Here is a 19,668-nt window from a genome sequence, read left to right as displayed (position 1 = left end):
GAACCCCGGCGGCGCGCCTAGATAGCAACTCAATGAAACGCAAAACAGGAGACGACCACATGAAACAGATTCTGATCGTACTGACATCGCACACCCGCCTCGGCGATACCGGTAATCCCACCGGCTTTTACTTCGAGGAGCTGGCAGCCCCCTACTGGTCACTGGTGGACGCGGGCCATGAGGTGACCATCGCCTCCATCAAAGGCGGCGCGGCGGTCCACGACCCCGGCAGCCTGCCTGACGACCCGTCTGAGCGTGCGGCCCCGGTGCAGCGGTTCCTCGACGACGCGGCAGCCATGGCCAAGCTCGCCGACACCCCCGCGATCGACACGGTGGAGGCGTCGGATTTTGACGCGATCTTCCTGCCCGGCGGTCACGGCACCGTCTGGGATTATCCTGACAACGTAGCGCTCGCGCAGGCCATCGGTCAGATCTACGCTGCGGGTGGCATCGTGGGCGCCGTCTGTCACGGGCCTGCGGGTCTGGTGAACGCGACCCGGGCGGATGGTGAACCATTGGTCAAGGGTCTGCGCGTGGCAGGCTTCACCGATGCCGAGGAAGCCGCGGTGGAGCTGACAGACGTGGTGCCGTTCCTGCTGGAGAGCCGCCTGCGCGCGCTTGGCGCCGTGTTCGAGCCTGCCCCGAACTTCACCTCTCACGCGGTGCGGGACGGTCAGTTGATCACCGGTCAGAACCCGCAGTCAAGCGAGGCCGTGGGCACGCATCTGGTCGAGGCGCTGGCCGAGGCGGAGACACGGACCCACGCCGCCTGACGGCGACACGGGCAACCCGCCAGCCGACGCGCTGGCGGGCGTGCCTGCGCAAAGATCAATCGCCGTCCGCCACACCTTCGGCACGTTTCCGGGCGATCCGCGCCCGGTAGCTCGGCAGCACCACCAAAAACACCGCCACCGCGAGCAGACCCAGCGTCATCGGCCGCTCCCAGATGAAGGACACCCCGTCATAGAGCTGCATGGAGCGGGCGAAGTTATTCTCCATCATCCCGCCAAGGATAAACCCGATGAGCAGTGGCGCCAGCGGGTAGTCCGCAAATTTGAGTGCCGTGGCACAGACCCCGAAACCCACCAGCAACAACAGCTCCGTGGCGTTGTTCTGCCCGATATAGGCCCCCATCAGCGTGAAAAACAGAATGAACGGGATCAGATAATTGCGCGGCACCGCCAGCACCTTGGCGATGTAAGGGATCAGCGGCAGGTTCAGGATCAGCAGCACCAGATTGCCGATGAACATCGACATGATCACGGCCCAGAAGATCTGCGGCTCGTCGATCATCAGCCGTGGCCCCGGTGTCACATTCAGCGCAATCAGCGCCCCCAGCAGGATCGCCGTCGTCCCCGAGCCGGGAATGCCCAGCGTCAGCAACGGCACGAAAGACCCCGTGCAGGCGGCGTTGTTGGCACTCTCCGGCGCCGCCAACCCCTTGATGGAGCCTTTGCCGAACTCCTCCTGCTCGGCCTTGGGCGCGATGTTGCGCTCGACCGCGTAGCCCAGAAAACTGGCAATCGTCGCCCCTGCCCCCGGCAACACGCCGATAAAGAACCCCTGCAAGGATTGGCGTCCGATCACCGGTGCAATCGCGCGCGCCTCGGACCGGCTGATGCGCAGGTCCTTGATATCGCCCTCACCGCCCTTCATGTCCTTGGGCTTGAGCACCAGAAACAGCGCCTCGGGCAGCGCAAACATCGCCATCGCCAGCGTGATGAACCCGAAGCCCGATTGCAGATCCATGATCCCCATGGTGAAGCGTGGCAGGTTGAACAGCGCACCCTCGCCCACGGTGGCCATGATCAGCCCCAGAATGGTCATGATCAGCGCCTTGGCCACCTGCCCCGTGCCCGCAAAGGCCGCGATGGCCGACAGGCCCACCACCATCAGCGCGAAATACTCCGCCGAATGGAACAGCAGCGCCACAGACGACAGCATCGGCGCAAAGATCATCAGCAGCAGCGCGCCGATGGTGCCGCCCGCGAAACTGGCGATGGCCGCGATGGTCAGCGCCTTGCCCGCCTTGCCCTGTCGCGCCATCGGGTAGCCGTCGAAACTCGACGCCACCGTTCCCGCGACACCCGGCGCGTTCAGCAGGATGGAAGAGGTCGAACCGCCGAAAATCGCCCCATAATAGACCCCCGCCAGCAGGATCAGCGCGGCAGAGGGATCGCCCATGGAAATCGCCACCGGGATCATGATCGCGATGATCGACATCGGCCCCAGCCCGGGCAGCATCCCGATAAACGTCCCGATGAGACATCCGCCGATGACCATCAGCAGGTTTTGAACGGAGAGGGCCGTTTGCAGACCGATCAACAGACCTTCGAGCATGTCAGCCTCCCAAAAAGCCGGGCAAGGGGCGCATGTAGATGCCCAGAACCTCTTGCACCAGATACCACACGCCACCCGCCGCGATCAGCGATACCGGCAGCATGATGTGCCACTTTCGCTCGCCCAGCAGAACCGAGCCGAGGATCAGAAATCCGGACGTGGACAAAAGGAACCCCAAAGGTCGCAGGCACAGCGCATAGCCCACCATCAGGACCAGCAGCAGCACCGCCTGACCGAGGTTGTACTCATGCAACCGGCGGTAATCGATGTCGGCGTCCTTCGGCTGGGATGTCTCGAACCCCAGCAGGATGACCGTGCAGGCGACCACCCCCATGACCGACAACACCTTGGGGAAGGTGCTGGGCCAGATCGGGTTGCGCTGCATGAAAGGGGCAAGGCTGCCGTCCATCGTGAACCAGGCCGTATAGCCGTAGGCCAGACAAATCCCCAGTAGGATCAATGCGATCCAGCGATCCAAAGCCATCATGGCGCCCCCCCCCTGTTCATCCGGCAGGGCGCCCCCGCGCCCCGCCGCTCTCCCGGTCTTTCTCAGAGAAAGCCGAGTTTTGTCATCAGATCGCCGATGGCCTTTTCCTGCGCTTCGAGGAAGCTCAGGAACTCGTCACCGGGATTGTGGATGTTCACCCAGCCATTGCGCGCACGCACCTCTTCCCACTCGGGCGTGTCGTACATCTTTTCAATGGCCTGCTGGAACTGCGCCACTTTCTCCTCGGGCATGCCCGGAGCGCCGAAGAACCCGCGCCAGTTCACAAAGGTCGTGTCGATCCCCTGCTCTTTCATGGTGGGCGCATCCGGTGCGGCCTCGACGCGCTCGTCCGAGGTGACACCGATGATTTTGACCTCGCCTGCATTGGCCAGATCGATCGCCTCTGACAGACCTGTGGACAGTGCCGCGATCTCGCCCGAGAGCAGGGCCGCCATGGCTTTGCCGCCTGCATCATAGGGGATGTATTTTACATCGAGCGCATCGCGGCCCGCAGCCTCCATCACCATCGCGGCCACCAGATGGTCCATGCTGCCCGGCACCGAGCCACCACCGATGGCTGTCGCGTTTGGATCCGCGTCAAAGGCCGCCAGGAGTTGGTCCATGGAGCTGATCTCGCTGTCCTTGCCGACCACGAGGGCCGCATAGTCACCGATGGTGCCAGACACCAGCGTCAGGTCGCGGAAGCTGTGCGGGAATACGCCCGTCAGCGACCGGATCACGATGGGTGTGGAATTCACCATCAGCGTGTCCTGGTTGCTGTCGGCGTTCTCGATCAGGAACCCGATGGCCTTGCCGCCACCGCCGCCCGACATGTTCTCGTAGGACGCGTTGCCCACCAGCCCGGATTTCGTCAGCGCCTCGCCGGTGCCACGAGCCGTGCCGTCCCAACCGCCGCCGGCGCCGCCGGGGATCAGAAAGTGAATGTTTTCGAGGACCTGATGGCCCTCGGCTGCTGCAGGCCCCGCAAGGCCCAGTGCGGCGACAGCCGCGATCAGGGCGCGGCGGCCCAGCTTCAGTTGTGACATTATGTCCTCCCGTTATTGGATCTGACCGCTTTGCGGCTCAGCTGCGACTATCTACAGCACACCACCCCGATACAAACCAGTCCCGAGAGGTGATTGCCCCCAAAAGCCTGTATCAGCCACCCGTCTGCCACGGCCCTCGCACCTCAGTAATTACATTAATAACTACCTCTACTATTATGATTTTGAAAGGTTATAATTTCTCATCACAACGGGCGTCACTTCCACGGTAAACGCGCTGCTCTCTCACACGATCACATGCCTGATCACAGCTCTCCCGAACGCCAACCACCTCACGGGGTGCAGGTCGGGTCTGCCGTCGCTGCCGCACATCGAATCGCTTCCATGCACCGTGTCTGGTGTCCTCAAAGCGGTCTGATCCCGCCCGCCTCGCCACACCCACGGGATCCAATCGGCGCTCCGGCGACGAAAGGCCTTGCAAGGCCTTTCCCCCGGCGGCACCCGCCGTGCGCGGGGTCGGACCGGGACACCGGTCGCACCGGTCACGCTTCGCTCAGGAACCACGCCGCGCGCCCTGTTACCGCACCCGGCCACCGACTTCCCACCGACACAATACCGACGTTATACCGACGTGATACCGATGCGGGTTTTTCCCGTGAAATCAGTTCTTAACGCCGCTGCCCCGACCAACCCGCCGCCACATACACCGCCGTTGCGCGCCCGCCCCGTTAACCATGATGCGGGTGCCTTTCGCTCCCGCTGGCTTTTGCGCTACGGTCCGGCCATGGTCCCGGATCTGCCCATCCTCCTGCTCGCCGCAGGCCAGTCCCGCCGGATGCGTGGACGCGACAAGCTCCTCGAGGACGTCGACGGGGAGCCTCTGCTGCGCCGTCAGGCCCGGATGGCCTGCGAGGTCACCGATGCCCCGGTGCTCGTGGCGCTTCCCCCCGCGCCGCACCCCCGGGATGCCTGCGTCAGCGATCTGCCCGTCGAGATCGTGCGGGTTCCCGACGCAGCAGAAGGGTTGAACGCCAGCCTCAGGCGCGTTTTTGCTGCCGTCCCGGACACTGCGGAGGCAGCGCTTTTGTTCCTTGCCGACCTGCCGGACCTAACAGCCAATGACTTGAAGTCCGTCCTGCATACCGTTGATCTAAAGTCGGAAAATCTTGTCTGGAGAGGTGCGACTAGCGATGGGAAGCCCGGTCACCCCATTGTCTTTGCCCGGCCGCTGTTTTCCGCCTTCGCCGGACTTGAGGGCGACGACGGCGGCCACCCCGTGATCGCCCGGGCCAAGGGGCGGGTTGTGCTCGTTCCCCTGCCGGGCACTCGTGCACGCCTCGATCTCGACACCCCCGAAGACTGGGCTGCGTGGCGTGCCACGCGCGATCCTCAACCCGGTAAAACTTCAGGAACGCCCGGCAAGGCTCTGAAATAGCGTTCTTAATAGCGCCTAAGAATGCGCTTCAGAGGCTGCGCGCCAGCAGTGCTGCTTCAAACCGCTTCAACGAACGGCGCGCGGCCGCATAGTCCCGGACCCCCGCCGGATCGGCAAATTCGGGAAAGAGATATTCCAACTCGGCCCGCTGCGCCTGCGCGATGCCAGCAAGGCTGTAGTCGCCCGGCTGAAAGCTCTCGGTCCACAGCCCGTCCGACAGGATCACCTCATGCTGCTCGAACATCACATGCACATAGGTTGTGGACCACAAATGCTGCACCACAACACCTGGTACGCCCACCAGATGTTTCGCCGCCACGAGCACCTCGCGCTCGTCGAAATAGAGCTGCGTCTGCTCGTTGGACACAAGCACCCTGTGGTTCGGGCTGACCTTGATGTCGCGCTCCGGCATCCCGGGTCCCAAAGCGTCTTTCGCAATGCGAATGGGCCGCAGATCAGGCCGCCGGGCAAAATCAGCGGTTGTCATCGGCCGCGTACCTTTCCAGCAGACCGTCTGAATGCCGTTATCGCGGGTCAGGACCCGGTCCCCCTGCTGCAGATCCTCCACCGATCTCAACCCCTGCGGTGTCGCGATCCGCACGCCGGGTGTGAAGCATATGGGGGTTGGCCCGCCGACGATCTGCTCAATCTCGCGAAAGACCAGCGTGCCTGTTTCAACCCCATCAGCGTCAAAGAACGTCAGAACACCGTCTTCGCGGTCGTCGCTGGTAAAGCGCAGCACCGCGCCGTCCAACCCCGGTGTCCCGGTCAGATCGAGCGTGTCGAAATCATCGCCACCGCTTCCACCGTCGACCCTATCCCCTTGACCGACATCAATAATCCGGTCCCGGTCCGCGCCCCCAAAGAGGACATCGCGACCCTCGCCCGGCCCACCGCTGAGCACGTCTGCGCCTGATCCGCCCGAGATCCTGTCATCGCCTTCGCCACCCAGAAGGGTGTCGTCCCCCTTGCGACCCAGCAGAATATCATCACCCAGCTCGCCGATCAGCGTGTCGTTCCCGTCGCCGCCATCGATCAGGTCATCGTAGGTAGGCGGGACGTCAAAATAGATGTCACTGACGCTGATGCCCGACGCGCCCCGCCCGCCTTGGGCGTGCTGGATGACAATGCGCGAGACGGGGCCGTCAATATCGACCAGAGCAGAGTATTCCGGACTGGCGTCGCGTCCGCCCCCGCCCAGGCTGCGCGCCGTGTCGTTGCCTGTAGCGCCACCGCTGTCGCTCAGCCCCACCCTGCTCCCGGCGCTGAGATCAATTGGCACCTGCGCACCATTTTCGTCAAAAGCCAGGATCCGCACCACGCCGGTGCTGTCGATGTCATTGACCCGAAAGCTGACATTCTCGACCGGGGTGTCAAACCGCCATTGGTAGGCGAGATTCTGGCCGTTGCCGCGGGTGGTGCTGGACAGCGCGCTTTGTGTGTTGATGCTGTCATCGCCGGTGTCGATATCGCGGACGTTCTGGCTGTTTTCGGAAAACCGGGTCTCGCCGCGGGTGCCGTCCAGCACGGAAAACCGGACAGTGGCCGACCCCGTATCCTGTTGAAACCCGGCGAGCAGGCTGTCGTCGTCCTCGATCTCGTCATCGCCATCCGGCCCGGGTGCCTCGCTCCAACGGAACGCCTCGCGTGGGGCTGGTGCGCTGCCCGGTGCAGGATCACCGCTCAGCGTCCGGTCGCCGTAGATCGTGTCATCGCCGTTGGCGCCCGCCAGCCTGTCAGAGCCGGCACCGCCGTAGATGACGTCGTTGCCCCTGCCCCCGAAGACCCGGTCATCGCCCGCGCCCGCGTCGACAATGTCATCATTCGGTCCGGCACCGGGTTGCGTGGCGTCGCCCGCGTCGATGCGGTCGCCCTCTGGATCGTCATCGTAGCCAACGTTGATCGTCTCTGCCCCGTCGGTGCCCGAGACAACCCCCGGGCCAGCGGTTTGCCCAACGATATCAGCGTCGTAGATGGCCAGCCGGGTTACGGACCCATCCTCGGGCTCAGTGTCCTCCGGCACCGACAGCTCCAGCCCTTGGGTGTCGTAACTGACAGCCTGCGTCACACCGGAGCTGAGATTTTCGACTTCAAGACGCGCACCCGTTTGTGCGGACCAGCCATATCGCACAGTAACGTCATCGCCGGGCTGAAAAAGATCCGCCGCAGTCTCGATTGTCGCGCCTGTCTCCCCGGTTCCGTGGCTGAGCAGGATTCGACCATCATCCGTTGCCTCGACACGCAGAGCGCCGGTGTCGCTCTCAGAGCCGCTGGCGAATAGGACGGTGCCAGAGCTCTCCGTTGCTCGGAAAACAAGGACAACCGCGCCTTCCATCAGCCGTCCGCCTGCGGGCATCCGCTGATGCCCCGGCGTACCATCCGCGGCCACCTGCTCCTGCTGGTCGGGGCGCTCTGAAGGCGCCCACAGCCCGATCAGATGATCCGCGTGGGGATCCATCCGTTGCTCTGACATAACATCGTACCACATTCTCATGCGAAACGGCTTTCAGGCGACCGTCGCACATCTCCCCCCGGCAGAACGCCGTGCTGATCTTTGTAGCGAAGACAACTCATTGAACAAAGAAAGAAATTCGATAGATCGTTGCAAACGGGATTATCTTGCGAATTTCCGCCGATGGCTGAGCAGAGACGGGTGGCTGAAACGGCACGTGGTTCGTCGGAGACGCGCGGGTTATCAGTGCTGATCACACCCCGCCGCTGTGTGCCCCCGGTGGCCTGAGACTGGCAGACAAACCCGATGTGATGGCCCCGGGCGACGGGACATTGTGGCTGTGGACCACACTCCTGATGCAACAATGGACGCGCAGCACCGCGTCGATCACCACTGGAGCCGGGAAAGACTGCCTTGGATCGTTGCCGAGGCATCTCGGGGGACATCCACAGCGCATCCAGAAGCACGTTCCCGGAAACTGGGCAAACATGAAAACCGCGCGAGCGCCAAATCTGCTAAGTGCCTGGTACCCAAGGCCGGACTCGAACCGGCACGGTATCACTACCGGCGGATTTTGAATCCGCTGCGTCTACCATTCCGCCACTTGGGCACGGTTGAGTGCTTATCCAAGCAAGAGCACGGCGTCCAGCCCAAAGGTTCAATTCAGCGGCACCCATGCCGCGGACACGCGTTCTGACCGGCTGATCTGGTGCGCCTGCCCGCAATTTGCTAGGCGGGGCCAAAGCGTTCATGGCGCCACCTGACGCGCCGACCAAAGGAGATACCCGCATGACGGCCCCTGCCATGACAGACGCCGCGATTTCCGACCGTCTCGACCAGTTGGCGAAAAACGCAAACGGCAGCGCGGTGACGCTGGCCTGGATTCTGGATCAGCTTCACGAGCGGGCCTTTGGCTTCTTTCTTCTGGTGCTGGCCCTGCCCTGTTGCATTCCTTTTCTGTACGGAATTCCCCAGATCGTGTCGTTGCCGCTGATGTTTGTCTCTGCGCAGATCCTGCTGGGGCGCAAAACGCCGTGGCTGCCCGCCGGGTTGGCCGCACGTACCGTTTCAAGCGAAGGGCTGCAGAGCCTTGCACGCCGGGCCGGTCCATGGCTCCACCGGATCGAGGCTGTCAGCCGACCCCGGCAAACGGGGCTGACACGCCCGCCTGTGGACCGGCTCGTGGGGCTGTCTCTGGTGCTCTTCAGCGCCTCGATCCTCGTGCCGTTGCCGGGCACCAACACAATACCCGGTGTCGCGGTCGTTCTGGTCGCGATGGGTTTTTTGCAGCGCGACGGCATTCTGGTGATCCTTGGCATGGTGCTCGGCACGGCGTGGATCGCCTCCCTGGTCTTTGCCGGGGCCACGCTGGCGAGCCTGATCAAGGGCTGGATGGGCCTTTGACCCGCCGGTGGGCTCTTTTCCTCGCGACCGGGGGATCCGCGGCGCTGCTGCTGGGCGCCTTTGCCTTTCAGCATATCGGCGGGCTGGCGCCCTGTCAGATGTGCCTCTGGCAGCGCTACCCCCATGTCGTGGCCATGGCAGCCGGTGCGCTGGCGCTGGCGCTGCCCGGCAGGCTTCTGCCGCTGATGGGCGCGCTGGCCATGGCCACAGGCGCCGGGATCGGGATCTTTCATGTCGGGGTTGAGCAAGGCTGGTGGCAGGGGCCCAGCACCTGCAGCGGCGGATCCGCAGCCGATCTCAGCGCCGACGCGCTCTTTGACCAGATCATGGCCGCCCCTCTTGTGCGCTGTGACGAAATTGCCTGGCAGCTGGCCGGGATCAGCATGGCGGGCTGGAACGCGCTGCTCTCCGTGGCGCTGATGCTGCTGTGGCTCCATGCCGCGCGCCGGGTCCAAAGCGTTTCGATGTAAGCCTCAATCGGGTATTTGCTCCCGCTCCCTTCGGTCCAACGCAAAGGGCTATACCTGATGTCTCACGTCGAAGTCGAAACGCTCTAGCTGTCCTTGCGGGTGCTGAGCAGCAGGCTCGTCTCGCTCGCTGTCACCCCCTCCAGCCGCCGGATCTGAAAGAGCACCTGGTCAAACCGTTCCAGCGTATCTGTGCCGATCTCCACGATCACATCCCAGCGGCCATTGGTGGAATGGATCCGCCGGACCTCGGTCTGGCCTTGCAATTGACGGATGATGCGGTCGGTGCCGCGCCCCTCGATGGCGATCATCATCAGGCCACGCACCGGCTCGCTCAGCATGTCCTCACGCAGCACGACCGAAAACCCGACGATCTCTCCGGTCTGCTGCAAACGGCCCAGACGCGCCCGAACGGTGGTGCGCGACCAGCCCAGATCACTCGCCAGCTGTGAGATCGACGCCCGCGCGTCGCGGCGCAAGACACCGATCAGCTGCCTATCCAATTCGTCCATTCAAGCGATCCAATGCGGTTGATATATACGCAATATGCGCAATTTGGTCCCTTGTCCATGGCCCGGACCGCGCAGTAGCCATAGATCATACCCCATCCGGAGTTTACCATGACCGACCCCACCATCCTTTTGATCGGCGCGCCTGTTGATAGCGGCAAGCGGCGCCGCGGCTGTCTGATGGGACCAGATGCGTACCGCACCGCCGGCCTGGCAGAAGCGTTGAGCGATCTTGGCCACCGGGTCGAGGATCGCGGCAATGTTGCGCCCCGCCCCTTTACGGCAGAAGCGCACCCCAAGCTGCACGCGCTGGAAGAAACCATCGCCTGGACCCATGCGCTCTCGGATGCCGCTGAGGCAGCACTGGCCGACGGGTTGCCGATCTTCATGGGCGGCGATCACGCGCTGTCGCTCGGCACCGTGCGTGGCGCGATGCAACATGCCCGTGGCGTAAACCGCCCGCTTTTTGTGCTCTGGCTCGATGCGCACAGCGATTTTCACACGCCCGACAGCACCGACAGCGGCAATCTGCACGGCACCCCGCTGGGCTATGTGACGGCCCGCGGCGCCTTCGCGGGCTTTCCGCCCATCTCCACGCCCCTGCCCCATGAGAACGTGGCGATCATCGGGCTGCGCTCCGTCGATGCCGCCGAACGCGCCGCCCTTCAGAGGACACAGATACACCGCGTCGACATGCGTGAGATCGACGAGCGTGGCATCGCCCGCCCGCTCAGCCGCTTTCTGGAGCGCGTGGCCGCCGCTGATGGCCTGCTGCATGTCTCGCTCGATGTGGATTTCCTCGACCCGTCGGTCGCCCCCGCTGTCGGCACCACCGTGCCCGGAGGCGCCACGATCCGAGAAGGCCATCTGGTGATGGAGATGCTGCACGACAGCGGCCTGATGACCTCACTCGATCTGGTGGAACTGAACCCCGCCCTCGATGAGCGGGGCCGCACCGCACGGGTGATGGTCGATCTCGCCGCCTCCGCGCTCGGGCGTCGTGTCTTTGACCGGCCCACCAACGCCTACTGATCCCGCGAAAGGAGCCACCTCATGACCTCTCTTGCCCCCTCCGACAAGGCGCTTGTGCCCTTCGTCTCCGTCGATCACATGATGCAGATCATCCACCACATCGGTATCGAAGAGATGCTGCGGGGGCTGGCCGCCGCCATCGAGACCGATTTCAAACGCTGGGAGCTGTTTGACAAGACACCGCGGGTCGCAAGCCACTCACCCGAGGGGGTGATCGAGCTCATGCCCACCTCTGACGGGGAGCTTTACGGCTTCAAATATGTGAACGGTCACCCCAAGAACACCCGCGAGGGGCTGCAGACCGTGACCGCCTTTGGTCTGCTGGCCGATGTGGCGAGCGGCTACCCCGTGCTGCTGAGCGAGATGACCCTGCTCACCGCCCTGCGCACGGCGGCCACGTCGGCGCTGGTTGCGCGTACCCTCGCACCAGAGGACGCCCGAGTGATGGCGATGATTGGCAACGGCGCGCAGGCGGAGTTTCAGAGCCTGGCGATGAAGGCCGTCTGCGGCGTGACCGAAGTGCGGCTTTATGACATCGACCCCGTCGCCACCGCGAAATGTGCGCGCAATCTGCGAGGGCACGGGCTGACCGTGACGCCCTGCCAGACCGCCGAAGATGCGATTATGGGCGCCCAGATCATCACCACCTGCACGGCTGACAAGCAATATGCGACGATCCTCACGGATAACATGGTGGGCAGCGGCGTGCACATCAACGCCATCGGGGGCGACTGCCCCGGCAAGACGGAGCTGGCCCCCGCAATCCTGCAGCGGTCGACGATTTTCGTGGAGTACCCAGAACAGACCCGCATCGAAGGCGAAATCCAGCAGTTGGAGGCCGATCATCCCGTGACCGAGATCTGGGAAGTGCTCACCGGCCAGGCCGCGGGCCGCACCGCGCCCGAGCAGATCACACTCTTTGATTCCGTGGGCTTTGCGATCGAGGACTACTCGGCCCTGCGCTACATCCACGAGCGGCTCGCTGGGACCGAGTTTTTCTACCCGCTGGATCTGCTGGCCGATCCCGATGACCCGCGCGATCTCTTTGGCATGCTGGCGCGCGCCCGACCGGTGTAGCGCCGTTTTGGGCGTATTCCGTCAAAAACTCTGTCCTGATTGACGCTTAGGTCGCTGGTTCAATTCCTCGTACGAGGAAGGGTTTGCGATGATGGTACCCAGACAGGACGCGCAAGTGGCGCTGTTCCATGAGTTCTCATTGGATGAAGACGTTCCCCAAGATCATCTGCTGCGGTCGATTGATTGGTTCGTCGATCTGAGCATCAGCTATGCGAAAAAGTGCATCCGAACCTGGCATACCGCTGGTTCTGCCGCCTCGAGTTGAACGACCGCATCCTCGATCATTCCACATGGTGTGATTTCGGCGGTCGCTCTCCGGCGGCGAAAGAGGTCCGGTATGTTGGCCTCATGGATAAAAGCCGTGAGGAGAACGACCATAAAGCACTTTGCAGGTTTAGGTGCTTATTTGAAAAAGATGTCCATACACGTTGTCGATGACGCGGGAGGTCTCGTCTTTCGTCGAAGCTTGCCCTTTTGTCCGCTGGCCGTCCGGGATGGCTTGGGCGAGCAAGAGGTGGCGCCGCACTGGATCGTGCATGAAAGCGGACAGATATCGATCTGGCTTCAGCGGCAACTTGAAGGTTTGGGGCTACCTGCCATCTGCGTCGATGCGAGGTCAGCCCACAGGATGCTTTCGGCAAAACCCAACACATCCGATCGTTCAGACGCAGAAGGATTGGCTCACTTGGCCCGGAGCGGCTGGTTTACAGCCGTCCACGTCCGCAGCGTAGATGCGGATCGCCTGCGTGTAATCATTGGGGCTCGGGATCATTTTATGCGTCTCAGAATGGAGATTGAGGCTCATATGCGGGGGATCCTGAAGACACTTACACTCGCCTGACCGCAACCGGCAATGGGCGGCAGCGACAGCGGTCAGTTGTGCGGAAATTCGACCTGGCGCTGGTTTTCGTCATTGATCGTGTTCTCCCATCGCATGAGGGAGGTATGTTCAACGGTAGCTGCACTTGAGGATGAGATCGCCGCTATTGCCAGATGCCAAGATCTGTCGCGTCGATTGATGACGATCCATTCGCCATCGTGCTTGAACCAATGGCACACTCAATGGCTCATCGCAGGCCCAGTTGTCGCCCTGAGCTTTCTGGCACTGACCGACACTACCGGGCGGTTTCCTGAAACAACAAAAGTTGGAGCGTTCCCGGGCTTGGCGCCGAGGTAACATCAGTCCGGTGAGGTCGATCATTCTCTCCGCATATCCAAGCGTGGCGATGCTACCATGCGTCGCCTTCTGTACGAAGCAGCCGGTACGCTGATCGGCCGTGTGAAGCGATATCCGCCTTTGAAATCCTGGGCTATCCGGCTCGCGGTGAGGCGCGGTTTCAAAAAGACCGCCGTGACGACCGCCCGAAAACTCACCGTTCTTACATTGACGCTCTGGAAAACCGGAAGAGAATTTCATTGGACTACGGAGGCCGCTACCTGATCTGGATGTCCACCAGAAACGGCAGGATGCGAAGTCCCTGCGGGACGGAAGGCAGATCAATCTCTTTCGAGAACATGAGGCAAAGAAAATCCCGCATTCGACATATGGAAGCGGTCAGCCCCTCAAGCCCTTATAGGGCGGCACCAGTCTACCTCGGAGAGAACAGTGCCCCTCAGGTACAACGCCGACGCCCGTTGCCATCCCCGCAATCAGAGAACGTTCTCGAAGAACCGTCATGGCCGTTTCCCTGAGAGCGAGTTGCTACGCCACTCGTTCGAGATGACCGTGGCGCGGTGCATCGACGAAGGTCTGGTCAGCGGCCAACGCAGGGCTGTCGACGCTAGCTTCATTGAAGCTGGCGCCAACAGGCAGTTCTCCGCATCCAAGGAAGAATGGGATGCTGGCAGGATAGATCAAGTCGTCGTGCCGAGGGCTGTGAAGGAGTATCTCGACACACTGGATAATGCCGCCTTCGGCGCTGCAACTTCTGTGAAGCCGAAGTTCACATCCTTTTCCGATCCCACCAGCCCATGTACCGCTACCTGCAAAAGCCCTGCATTCTTTGCCTACTCTGACAACTACCCGATCGACACGGACCATGGTGTTATCCTCGACGTCGAAGCCGCACGCTCGATCCGGCAGGCCGAAATGGGATCGACAAAAACAATGCTGGAACGGGTGAAGACGAAGTTCGAACTGCACCCGGAGCGGCTGATTGCGGATACCGCCTACGGCATCGGGCCTGCGCGTAGCTGGTAAGAGGACCGCAAGATCACGCCGCACATCCCACTCATCGATAACGCTGGACGGACAGACGGAACCCGGGCCCGTGCCGACTTCGAATGGGACGCCGAGAACAACCAATACATCTGCCCAGAGGGCGAAGCGCTCAAACAGTTCCACCGGAAAAATTTTGACCCAAACCGTGGCCCGACCGGCAATGATGTCGCCAAATACTAAGCGCTCGAACACACCTGCCTGGCATGCCCATCCAAGATCAAGTGCAATCCCAAGGCCGATTGCCGCAAAATCACCCGTGAAGAACATGAAGATGCCTGCGACGTGCCCGCGCCATCCGCGAGACAGCGCAGTACAAGGTCTCGGTGGAGCTCCGAAAGAAGGTCGAGATGCTCTTCGCGCACCTCGACCGTATCCTCCGGTTGGAACGGCTGCGATTCCGCGGGCCAAGCGGCGCAAACGACGAATTCCTCCTCGCCGCCACCGCCCAGAACCTCCGCAAACAGGCCAAGATTTTCCCTGCGCCGCGGCAAACGCGCAAAGCCTGATCAGACAGGCGCACGCATCCCTTTCAACACGTCATTTTCCGCGCCAGCAACACGCTGTTTTTCCGCAGAAACGGCACCGCCCAAAACATGACGTGCGCGTCACCGGATCAACTCTGCGAGCTTTTCGTCACGTCGTGACCGTAGAGCCAGTCGAACTGCCGCATCATCGCACCCGGTGCCACACGGCTGCCCAGGCTGAGGCCGAGATGCGCCAGCCGCCGGATGGGGCCGTCGCGCAGGTGATACTTCCACGCGTTGCCGCTGGCTGTCTCGATCACACGGATCGCGCGATCCCGTCGGATGTCCTGGTAGGTGTCCAGTTCGCCGCGCATAAGACAGCTGCTCAACACCCAGGCATCCTCCAGCGCCAGATTGGCTCCCTGTGCCAGAAACGGCAGTGTCGGATGTGCCGCATCGCCCAGTAGCGCCACATTTTCCCGTAGCCAGCACGGGGCGACCGGATGCCGAAACAGGCCCCAGACGCGCGCTGCGCGGACCTGCTCCAGCAACCTGCCCGCAGGTCCTCCGAAATCCGCAAAGACCCTGCGCAGATCAGAGGGATCCGCCGGATGTCGCCAGCCCTCCGCCGCCCATTCCGCGCGCTCCTGCACCGCGACGAGGTTCATCAGCCGACCCTGGCGCAACGGATAGCTGACAATATGGCGTCCCGGCCCCATGGTCACCCGCGCCTCAGCAGGGTCCGAGCCGTCGGCAGGCACGGTCGCGCGCCAGGCCACCTGCCCTGTGAAAAACGCCTGACCTCCGGGCGCCACCGCTTGTCTGCCCACGGAATGCAGCCCGTCCGCACAGAGGATCACCTCCGCTGAGATCGCATCACCATTGGCCAGCACCGCGCGGGGAGGCGTGCCGGGCAGCACCTCGCGCACGGGCTTCCCGAAGTCTACCGTCACGCCCGCCGCAAAGACAGCCTCGGCCAAGAGGTCGATCAGGTCGTGGCGGTGCACAAAGAAGTAGGACTGATCCGCCAGCCGCCGCAGATCCAGCCGCGCCACCTCGCGCCCGGCCTTGTAATCCGCCAGCACCACGGCCTGCGCCTTGACGGCGCCGCGCGCGACCAGCTCCTCCGCCAGACCGAGCGCGCGCAGCACCGCCAGGCCATTGGGGCTGATCTGTAGACCTGCACCGACCTCGGCAATCTCGGGCGCCTGTTCGATCACGCGAACCGCTACGCCACGCTGCGCCAGCGCCAAGGCGGCTGCCAGCCCGCCGATCCCTGCCCCGATCACAATGGCTTTCTGGATCCCCCTAGGGCTCATACGCAAAACGCCGGAGCCACGGCCCCGACGCTCTCATACCTATCCAGCAGATCCGCAGCATCGCGGGATCAATCGTCCCGGTGCACTTTCTCGCGGCGCTCATGGCGCTCCTGCGCCTCCAGGCTCATGGTGGCGATGGGTCGCGCATCAAGCCGTTTCAGCGAAATCGGCTCGCCGGTCACGGAACAATAGCCAAACTCGCCTTCCTCGATCCGGCGCAGCGCGCTGTCGATCTTGCTTACCAGCTTGCGCTGACGATCCCGGGTGCGCAGCTCCAATGCCCGGTCGGTCTCCTCGCTGGCGCGATCCGCCACATCGGGAATGTTGCGGGTGCCGTCCTGCAGACCTTCGATGGTGTCTTTGCTGCCCGCAAGCAGCTCCGCCCGCCAGGTCAAAAGCTTACGACGAAAATACTCGACTTGCCGGTCATTCATGAACGGCTCGTCCTCGGCCGGGCGGTAATCCTCCGGCAGGAACAGTTCCTGTTTCATTTGCTTCCCCTCAACGTGGCTAACGTCTCTCATGCGCGACTTGTCCTCGGCTCAAGTGACCCCCATGGCGCAGCATCTATCCCACGTCCTTTCGATTGTCACTACACAATCCTGCGCAAACACGGCTAAAAGCGTCCTGTAATAGCGCGCCACAAAGGGTTGACAGCACATGAAATTCCAGGGCACCGACGATTACATCGCCACGGAGGATTTGACGGTCGCGGTCAATGCTGCCGTGACCCTAGAACGCCCCTTGCTGGTTAAGGGCGAGCCCGGCACCGGCAAAACGGAGCTTGCGCGTCAGGTCAGCCGCGCGCTGGAGCTGCCGATGATCGAATGGCACGTAAAATCCACCACCCGCGCGCAACAGGGCTTGTACGAATATGACGCGGTCAGCCGCCTGCGCGACAGCCAGCTGGGCGAGGAGCGCGTGCATGACGTGGGCAACTACATCCGCAAGGGCAAGCTGTGGGAGGCCTTTGAGGCCGGACAAAAGACCGTCCTGCTGATTGACGAGATCGACAAGGCCGACATCGAATTTCCCAACGATCTGCTGCAGGAGCTCGATAAAATGGCGTTTTTCGTCTACGAGACCGGACAGACCATCACAGCGCGGCACCGGCCCGTCGTCATCATCACGTCCAACAACGAAAAAGAACTGCCCGATGCCTTCCTGCGCCGCTGCTTTTTCCACTACATCCGCTTTCCGGAGATCGAGACCCTGCGCGCCATCGTGGAGGTGCATTTTCCCGGCATCAAGGAGCAGCTGCTGAGCACGGCGCTGACCCAGTTCTACGAAATCCGGGATCAGGCGGGGCTGAAGAAAAAACCCTCTACCTCCGAGGTCCTGGACTGGCTCAAGCTGCTGCTGGCCGAAGATCTGACCGCCGAGGACCTCAAGGCGGGTGGAGCGGGCGCGCTGCCGAAACTGCACGGCGCCCTACTGAAGAACGAGCAGGACGTGCATCTGTTTGAACGGCTGGCCTTTCTGGCCCGCCGCGGACAATAGCGGCGAAAGGGCAAGATGATGACAGACACCACCGGGCCGACCGTCAGACCGCTGCGCCAGGAGGACAAACCGCAATGGTCCAGCCTCTGGACGGCCTATCTGGCCTTTTACGAGACCACCCGGCCCCCGGAAATCTTCGATCTCTACTTCGAGCGATTGCTGGGCGATGACCCGCAGGACTTCAACGCCCTGGTTGCCGAAGAGGACGGCAAGCTCCTTGGCCTGACGCATTACGTCTTTCACCGGCACGGCTGGTCAGAGGAGAACGTGTGTTACCTTCAGGATCTCTACGCTGACCCGGAGGTGCGCGGCACAGGGATCGGGCGGGCGCTGATCGAGGCGGTCTACGCCGCCGCAGATGCCGCCGGTGCACCGTCAGTTTACTGGCTGACCCAAGATTTCAACACGCAGGCCCGCAAGCTCTATGACCGCGTGGGCGTGCAGACCCCTTTTATCAAGTACGCCCGCCGCTGACCCTCCCGGCTGGACAGATCGCACCGGCCACGCTAGGCCAAACAGAACCGCACAAACGGAAAATATCTTCATGATCGTCATCGCAGCAGCCCTTCTCGGCGCGCTCATCGGCGGGGTGACCGCCGCCCGCCGCAAGGGCAACCGCAAGGACATCGCGCAATATGCCGCTGGCTACGCCATGGCCTTTGCCATCGTGGGCATGATCGCCACTGTGATTGTCCACCGCATGCTGGTCTAGGCCATGTTCCTGCCCTTCTTCGAGGCGCTGCGCGGTCAGCGGGTGCCGGTGTCCCTCCGGGAGTTCCTGTCCTTTCTCGAAGGGCTGCGGGCCGGGCTGGTGACCTACGACGTGGAGGCATTCTATTATCTGGCGCGGCTGACGCTGGTGAAAGACGAGCGCAACATCGACAAGTTCGACCGCGCCTTCGGACAAAGCTTCTCAGGCCTCGACGAGATCCCCGCGGAGGCGGTGATGAAGGCCGTCGATCTGCCCGCCGACTGGCTAAAGAAGATGGCCGAAAAGCACCTGACGCCGGAAGAACGAGCCGAGATCGAGGCGCTCGGCGGGTTTGAGAAACTGATGAAGACCCTGCAGGAACGGCTCAAGGAGCAGCAGGGCAGGCATCAGGGCGGCAACAAATGGATCGGGACCGCGGGCACCTCGCCTTTTGGTGCCTACGGCTACAATCCCGAAGGCGTGCGCATCGGTCAGGACCGCTCGCGCCACCAGCGCGCCACCAAGGTCTGGGACAAGCGCGAATTTCGCAATCTGGATGACACGGTAGAACTGGGCACCCGCAACATCAAAGTCGCGCTCAAACGTCTGCGCCGCTGGGCCCGCGACGGTGCCGCGCAGGAGCTGGATCTGAACGGCACCATCCGCGCCACCGCGGAGCACGGGTATCTCGACGTGAAAACCCGGCCCGAGCGGCGCAATGCGGTCAAGGTGCTGTTGTTTCTGGATGTGGGCGGCTCCATGGATCCGCATATCAGGGTGGTGGAGGAGCTTTTCTCCGCGGCCCGTGCGGAGTTCAAGCACCTTGAGCACTACTACTTTCACAACTGCATCTACGAAGGGCTCTGGCGCGACAACCGCCGCCGCTGGGACGCGCAGATCCCCACCCACGAGGTGCTGCGGACCTTCGGCCCTGACTACAAGTGCATCATCGTGGGCGATGCGTCGATGTCGCCTTATGAGATCGCCTACCCCGGCGGCGCCAATGAGCATTGGAACGCCGAGAGCGGTGCGGTCTGGCTCTCCCGGCTGCGCGACCAATGGCCCGCCACGCTCTGGATCAACCCGGTCCCCGAGCAGCACTGGCGCTACACGCAATCCATCGGCATGATCCAGGAGACCGTTGGCGCAGAGGCGATGGTGCCCATGACCCTCGCAGGGCTTGCGCGCGGCGTGAAAACACTCAGCCGTTAAGGCGCACTGCGGCGTTTTGCGCCGTGAAATGTCACCGCTGGCACTATCCAGCGC

General features: G+C 62.8%; 19 protein-coding genes, 1 tRNA gene and 2 pseudogenes. 14 read left to right on the top strand and 8 right to left on the bottom strand.

From position 1 onward, the window contains the following. Nucleotides 1-59 precede the first annotated feature (59 nt). Nucleotides 60-773, top strand: coding sequence for a type 1 glutamine amidotransferase domain-containing protein (locus Q1A53_RS01545; protein WP_299962253.1), 714 nt, complete (start codon nt 60-62; stop codon nt 771-773). 55 nt (nt 774-828) lie between these two features. On the opposite strand, the gene Q1A53_RS01540 is transcribed toward Q1A53_RS01545, so the two are convergent. From Q1A53_RS01540 to Q1A53_RS01530, 3 genes are all read right to left on the bottom strand, one after another. Then, on the bottom strand, nt 829-2,340 hold the full coding sequence (locus tag Q1A53_RS01540; protein WP_299962251.1) for a tripartite tricarboxylate transporter permease: 1,512 nt from the start codon (nt 2,338-2,340) through the stop codon (nt 829-831). A 1-nt stretch (nt 2,341) separates the two neighbouring features. Then, nucleotides 2,342-2,824 (bottom strand): tripartite tricarboxylate transporter TctB family protein, encoded by a 483-nt coding sequence (locus Q1A53_RS01535; protein ID WP_299963040.1) that lies wholly within the window; start codon nt 2,822-2,824, stop codon nt 2,342-2,344. A 65-nt stretch (nt 2,825-2,889) separates the two neighbouring features. Then, nucleotides 2,890-3,873 carry a tripartite tricarboxylate transporter substrate-binding protein gene (locus Q1A53_RS01530; RefSeq protein WP_299962250.1) on the bottom strand — a complete coding sequence of 328 codons (984 nt, stop codon included), beginning with the start codon at nt 3,871-3,873 and terminating at the stop codon, nt 2,890-2,892. A gap of 742 nt (nt 3,874-4,615) precedes the next feature. Between Q1A53_RS01530 and Q1A53_RS01525 the strand changes: the two genes are divergently transcribed. Continuing rightward, nucleotides 4,616-5,266: a nucleotidyltransferase family protein gene (locus Q1A53_RS01525; protein ID WP_299963038.1), complete on the top strand. Its 651-nt coding sequence runs from the start codon at nt 4,616-4,618 to the stop codon at nt 5,264-5,266. A 28-nt stretch (nt 5,267-5,294) separates the two neighbouring features. Here the strand turns inward: Q1A53_RS01525 and Q1A53_RS01520 are convergent, their stop codons facing one another. Together Q1A53_RS01520 and Q1A53_RS01515 are read right to left on the bottom strand one after the other, a co-directional pair. Next, nucleotides 5,295-7,724: a Hint domain-containing protein gene (locus Q1A53_RS01520; RefSeq protein WP_299962248.1), complete on the bottom strand. Its 2,430-nt coding sequence runs from the start codon at nt 7,722-7,724 to the stop codon at nt 5,295-5,297. 518 nt (nt 7,725-8,242) lie between these two features. After that, nucleotides 8,243-8,328 (bottom strand) — tRNA-Leu (locus Q1A53_RS01515). A 179-nt stretch (nt 8,329-8,507) separates the two neighbouring features. Here Q1A53_RS01515 and Q1A53_RS01510 point away from each other — a divergent pair. Together Q1A53_RS01510 and Q1A53_RS01505 are read left to right on the top strand one after the other, a co-directional pair. Then, nucleotides 8,508-9,122: an exopolysaccharide biosynthesis protein gene (locus Q1A53_RS01510; protein WP_299962246.1), complete on the top strand. Its 615-nt coding sequence runs from the start codon at nt 8,508-8,510 to the stop codon at nt 9,120-9,122. Further along, on the top strand, nt 9,119-9,592 hold the full coding sequence (locus Q1A53_RS01505; protein WP_299962244.1) for a disulfide bond formation protein B: 474 nt from the start codon (nt 9,119-9,121) through the stop codon (nt 9,590-9,592). Before Q1A53_RS01510 ends, Q1A53_RS01505 begins: the two co-directional genes overlap by 4 nt. Before the next feature lie 83 nt (nt 9,593-9,675). On the opposite strand, the gene Q1A53_RS01500 is transcribed toward Q1A53_RS01505, so the two are convergent. Further along, nucleotides 9,676-10,101 carry an Lrp/AsnC family transcriptional regulator gene (locus Q1A53_RS01500; RefSeq protein WP_299962242.1) on the bottom strand — a complete coding sequence of 142 codons (426 nt, stop codon included), beginning with the start codon at nt 10,099-10,101 and terminating at the stop codon, nt 9,676-9,678. A 108-nt stretch (nt 10,102-10,209) separates the two neighbouring features. Between Q1A53_RS01500 and rocF the strand changes: the two genes are divergently transcribed. From rocF to Q1A53_RS01470, 6 genes and pseudogenes are all read left to right on the top strand, one after another. After that, nucleotides 10,210-11,130 (top strand): arginase, encoded by a 921-nt coding sequence (gene rocF, locus Q1A53_RS01495; protein ID WP_299962240.1) that lies wholly within the window; start codon nt 10,210-10,212, stop codon nt 11,128-11,130. 21 nt (nt 11,131-11,151) lie between these two features. Continuing rightward, nucleotides 11,152-12,207: an ornithine cyclodeaminase gene (locus Q1A53_RS01490; RefSeq protein WP_299962238.1), complete on the top strand. Its 1,056-nt coding sequence runs from the start codon at nt 11,152-11,154 to the stop codon at nt 12,205-12,207. A gap of 88 nt (nt 12,208-12,295) precedes the next feature. Beyond that, nucleotides 12,296-12,501 (top strand): annotated as a pseudogene (locus Q1A53_RS01485) (transposase); the annotation flags it as partial. 67 nt (nt 12,502-12,568) lie between these two features. Then, nucleotides 12,569-13,048 carry a transposase gene (locus tag Q1A53_RS01480; protein WP_299963076.1) on the top strand — a complete coding sequence of 160 codons (480 nt, stop codon included), beginning with the start codon at nt 12,569-12,571 and terminating at the stop codon, nt 13,046-13,048. Nucleotides 13,049-13,417: 369 nt separating this feature from the next. Further along, nucleotides 13,418-13,648, top strand: coding sequence for a hypothetical protein (locus Q1A53_RS23375; RefSeq protein WP_366872312.1), 231 nt, complete (start codon nt 13,418-13,420; stop codon nt 13,646-13,648). 216 nt (nt 13,649-13,864) lie between these two features. Then, a pseudogene (locus Q1A53_RS01470) lies at nt 13,865-14,934 on the top strand (transposase); the annotation flags it as partial. 107 nt (nt 14,935-15,041) lie between these two features. On the opposite strand, the gene Q1A53_RS01465 reads toward Q1A53_RS01470, so the two are convergent. Then, nucleotides 15,042-16,211: an FAD-dependent monooxygenase gene (locus Q1A53_RS01465; RefSeq protein ID WP_299962235.1), complete on the bottom strand. Its 1,170-nt coding sequence runs from the start codon at nt 16,209-16,211 to the stop codon at nt 15,042-15,044. A 68-nt stretch (nt 16,212-16,279) separates the two neighbouring features. Then, nucleotides 16,280-16,735, bottom strand: a complete 456-nt coding sequence (gene dksA, locus Q1A53_RS01460; protein ID WP_299962233.1) for an RNA polymerase-binding protein DksA — start codon at nt 16,733-16,735, stop codon at nt 16,280-16,282. A gap of 136 nt (nt 16,736-16,871) precedes the next feature. On the opposite strand from dksA, the gene Q1A53_RS01455 reads away from it, so the two are divergent. From Q1A53_RS01455 to Q1A53_RS01440, 4 genes are all read left to right on the top strand, one after another. Further along, a complete protein-coding gene (locus tag Q1A53_RS01455) occupies nt 16,872-17,711 on the top strand; it encodes a MoxR family ATPase (protein WP_299962232.1) in 840 nt (279 codons plus the stop codon). An 18-nt stretch (nt 17,712-17,729) separates the two neighbouring features. Further along, on the top strand, nt 17,730-18,185 hold the full coding sequence (locus Q1A53_RS01450; RefSeq protein WP_299962230.1) for a GNAT family N-acetyltransferase: 456 nt from the start codon (nt 17,730-17,732) through the stop codon (nt 18,183-18,185). Nucleotides 18,186-18,255: 70 nt separating this feature from the next. Next, the gene (locus tag Q1A53_RS01445) at nt 18,256-18,423 is read left to right on the top strand and encodes an apolipoprotein acyltransferase (protein WP_299962228.1); all 168 of its coding nucleotides are present in this window, start codon (nt 18,256-18,258) and stop codon (nt 18,421-18,423) included. Nucleotides 18,424-18,426: 3 nt separating this feature from the next. Continuing rightward, entirely contained in the window at nt 18,427-19,614 is a 1,188-nt protein-coding gene (locus Q1A53_RS01440; protein WP_299962226.1) for a VWA domain-containing protein, read from the top strand. Nucleotides 19,615-19,668 lie beyond the last annotated feature (54 nt).

Source organism: uncultured Roseobacter sp. (genome assembly GCF_947496515.1).
GTDB lineage: Bacteria > Pseudomonadota > Alphaproteobacteria > Rhodobacterales > Rhodobacteraceae > Roseobacter.
Note: the sequence above shows the minus strand (reverse complement) of the source record. Positions and strands in the feature narration are given on the sequence as shown.

Bases quoted from the DNA above. Each gene is read 5' to 3' on its own strand.
- Q1A53_RS01545 (WP_299962253.1), top strand. From the start codon at position 60: ATGAAACAGATTCTGATCGTACTGACATCGCACACCCGCCTCGGCGAT.
- Q1A53_RS01540 (WP_299962251.1), bottom strand. From the start codon at position 2,340: ATGCTCGAAGGTCTGTTGATCGGTCTGCAAACGGCCCTCTCCGTTCAA.
- Q1A53_RS01535 (WP_299963040.1), bottom strand. From the start codon at position 2,824: ATGGCTTTGGATCGCTGGATCGCATTGATCCTACTGGGGATTTGTCTG.
- Q1A53_RS01530 (WP_299962250.1), bottom strand. From the start codon at position 3,873: ATGTCACAACTGAAGCTGGGCCGCCGCGCCCTGATCGCGGCTGTCGCC.
- Q1A53_RS01525 (WP_299963038.1), top strand. From the start codon at position 4,616: ATGGTCCCGGATCTGCCCATCCTCCTGCTCGCCGCAGGCCAGTCCCGC.
- Q1A53_RS01520 (WP_299962248.1), bottom strand. From the start codon at position 7,724: ATGGATCCCCACGCGGATCATCTGATCGGGCTGTGGGCGCCTTCAGAG.
- Q1A53_RS01510 (WP_299962246.1), top strand. From the start codon at position 8,508: ATGACGGCCCCTGCCATGACAGACGCCGCGATTTCCGACCGTCTCGAC.
- Q1A53_RS01500 (WP_299962242.1), bottom strand. From the start codon at position 10,101: ATGGACGAATTGGATAGGCAGCTGATCGGTGTCTTGCGCCGCGACGCG.
- rocF (WP_299962240.1), top strand. From the start codon at position 10,210: ATGACCGACCCCACCATCCTTTTGATCGGCGCGCCTGTTGATAGCGGC.
- Q1A53_RS01490 (WP_299962238.1), top strand. From the start codon at position 11,152: ATGACCTCTCTTGCCCCCTCCGACAAGGCGCTTGTGCCCTTCGTCTCC.
- Q1A53_RS01465 (WP_299962235.1), bottom strand. From the start codon at position 16,211: ATGAGCCCTAGGGGGATCCAGAAAGCCATTGTGATCGGGGCAGGGATC.
- dksA (WP_299962233.1), bottom strand. From the start codon at position 16,735: ATGAGAGACGTTAGCCACGTTGAGGGGAAGCAAATGAAACAGGAACTG.
- Q1A53_RS01455 (WP_299962232.1), top strand. From the start codon at position 16,872: ATGAAATTCCAGGGCACCGACGATTACATCGCCACGGAGGATTTGACG.
- Q1A53_RS01450 (WP_299962230.1), top strand. From the start codon at position 17,730: ATGACAGACACCACCGGGCCGACCGTCAGACCGCTGCGCCAGGAGGAC.
- Q1A53_RS01445 (WP_299962228.1), top strand. From the start codon at position 18,256: ATGATCGTCATCGCAGCAGCCCTTCTCGGCGCGCTCATCGGCGGGGTG.
- Q1A53_RS01440 (WP_299962226.1), top strand. From the start codon at position 18,427: ATGTTCCTGCCCTTCTTCGAGGCGCTGCGCGGTCAGCGGGTGCCGGTG.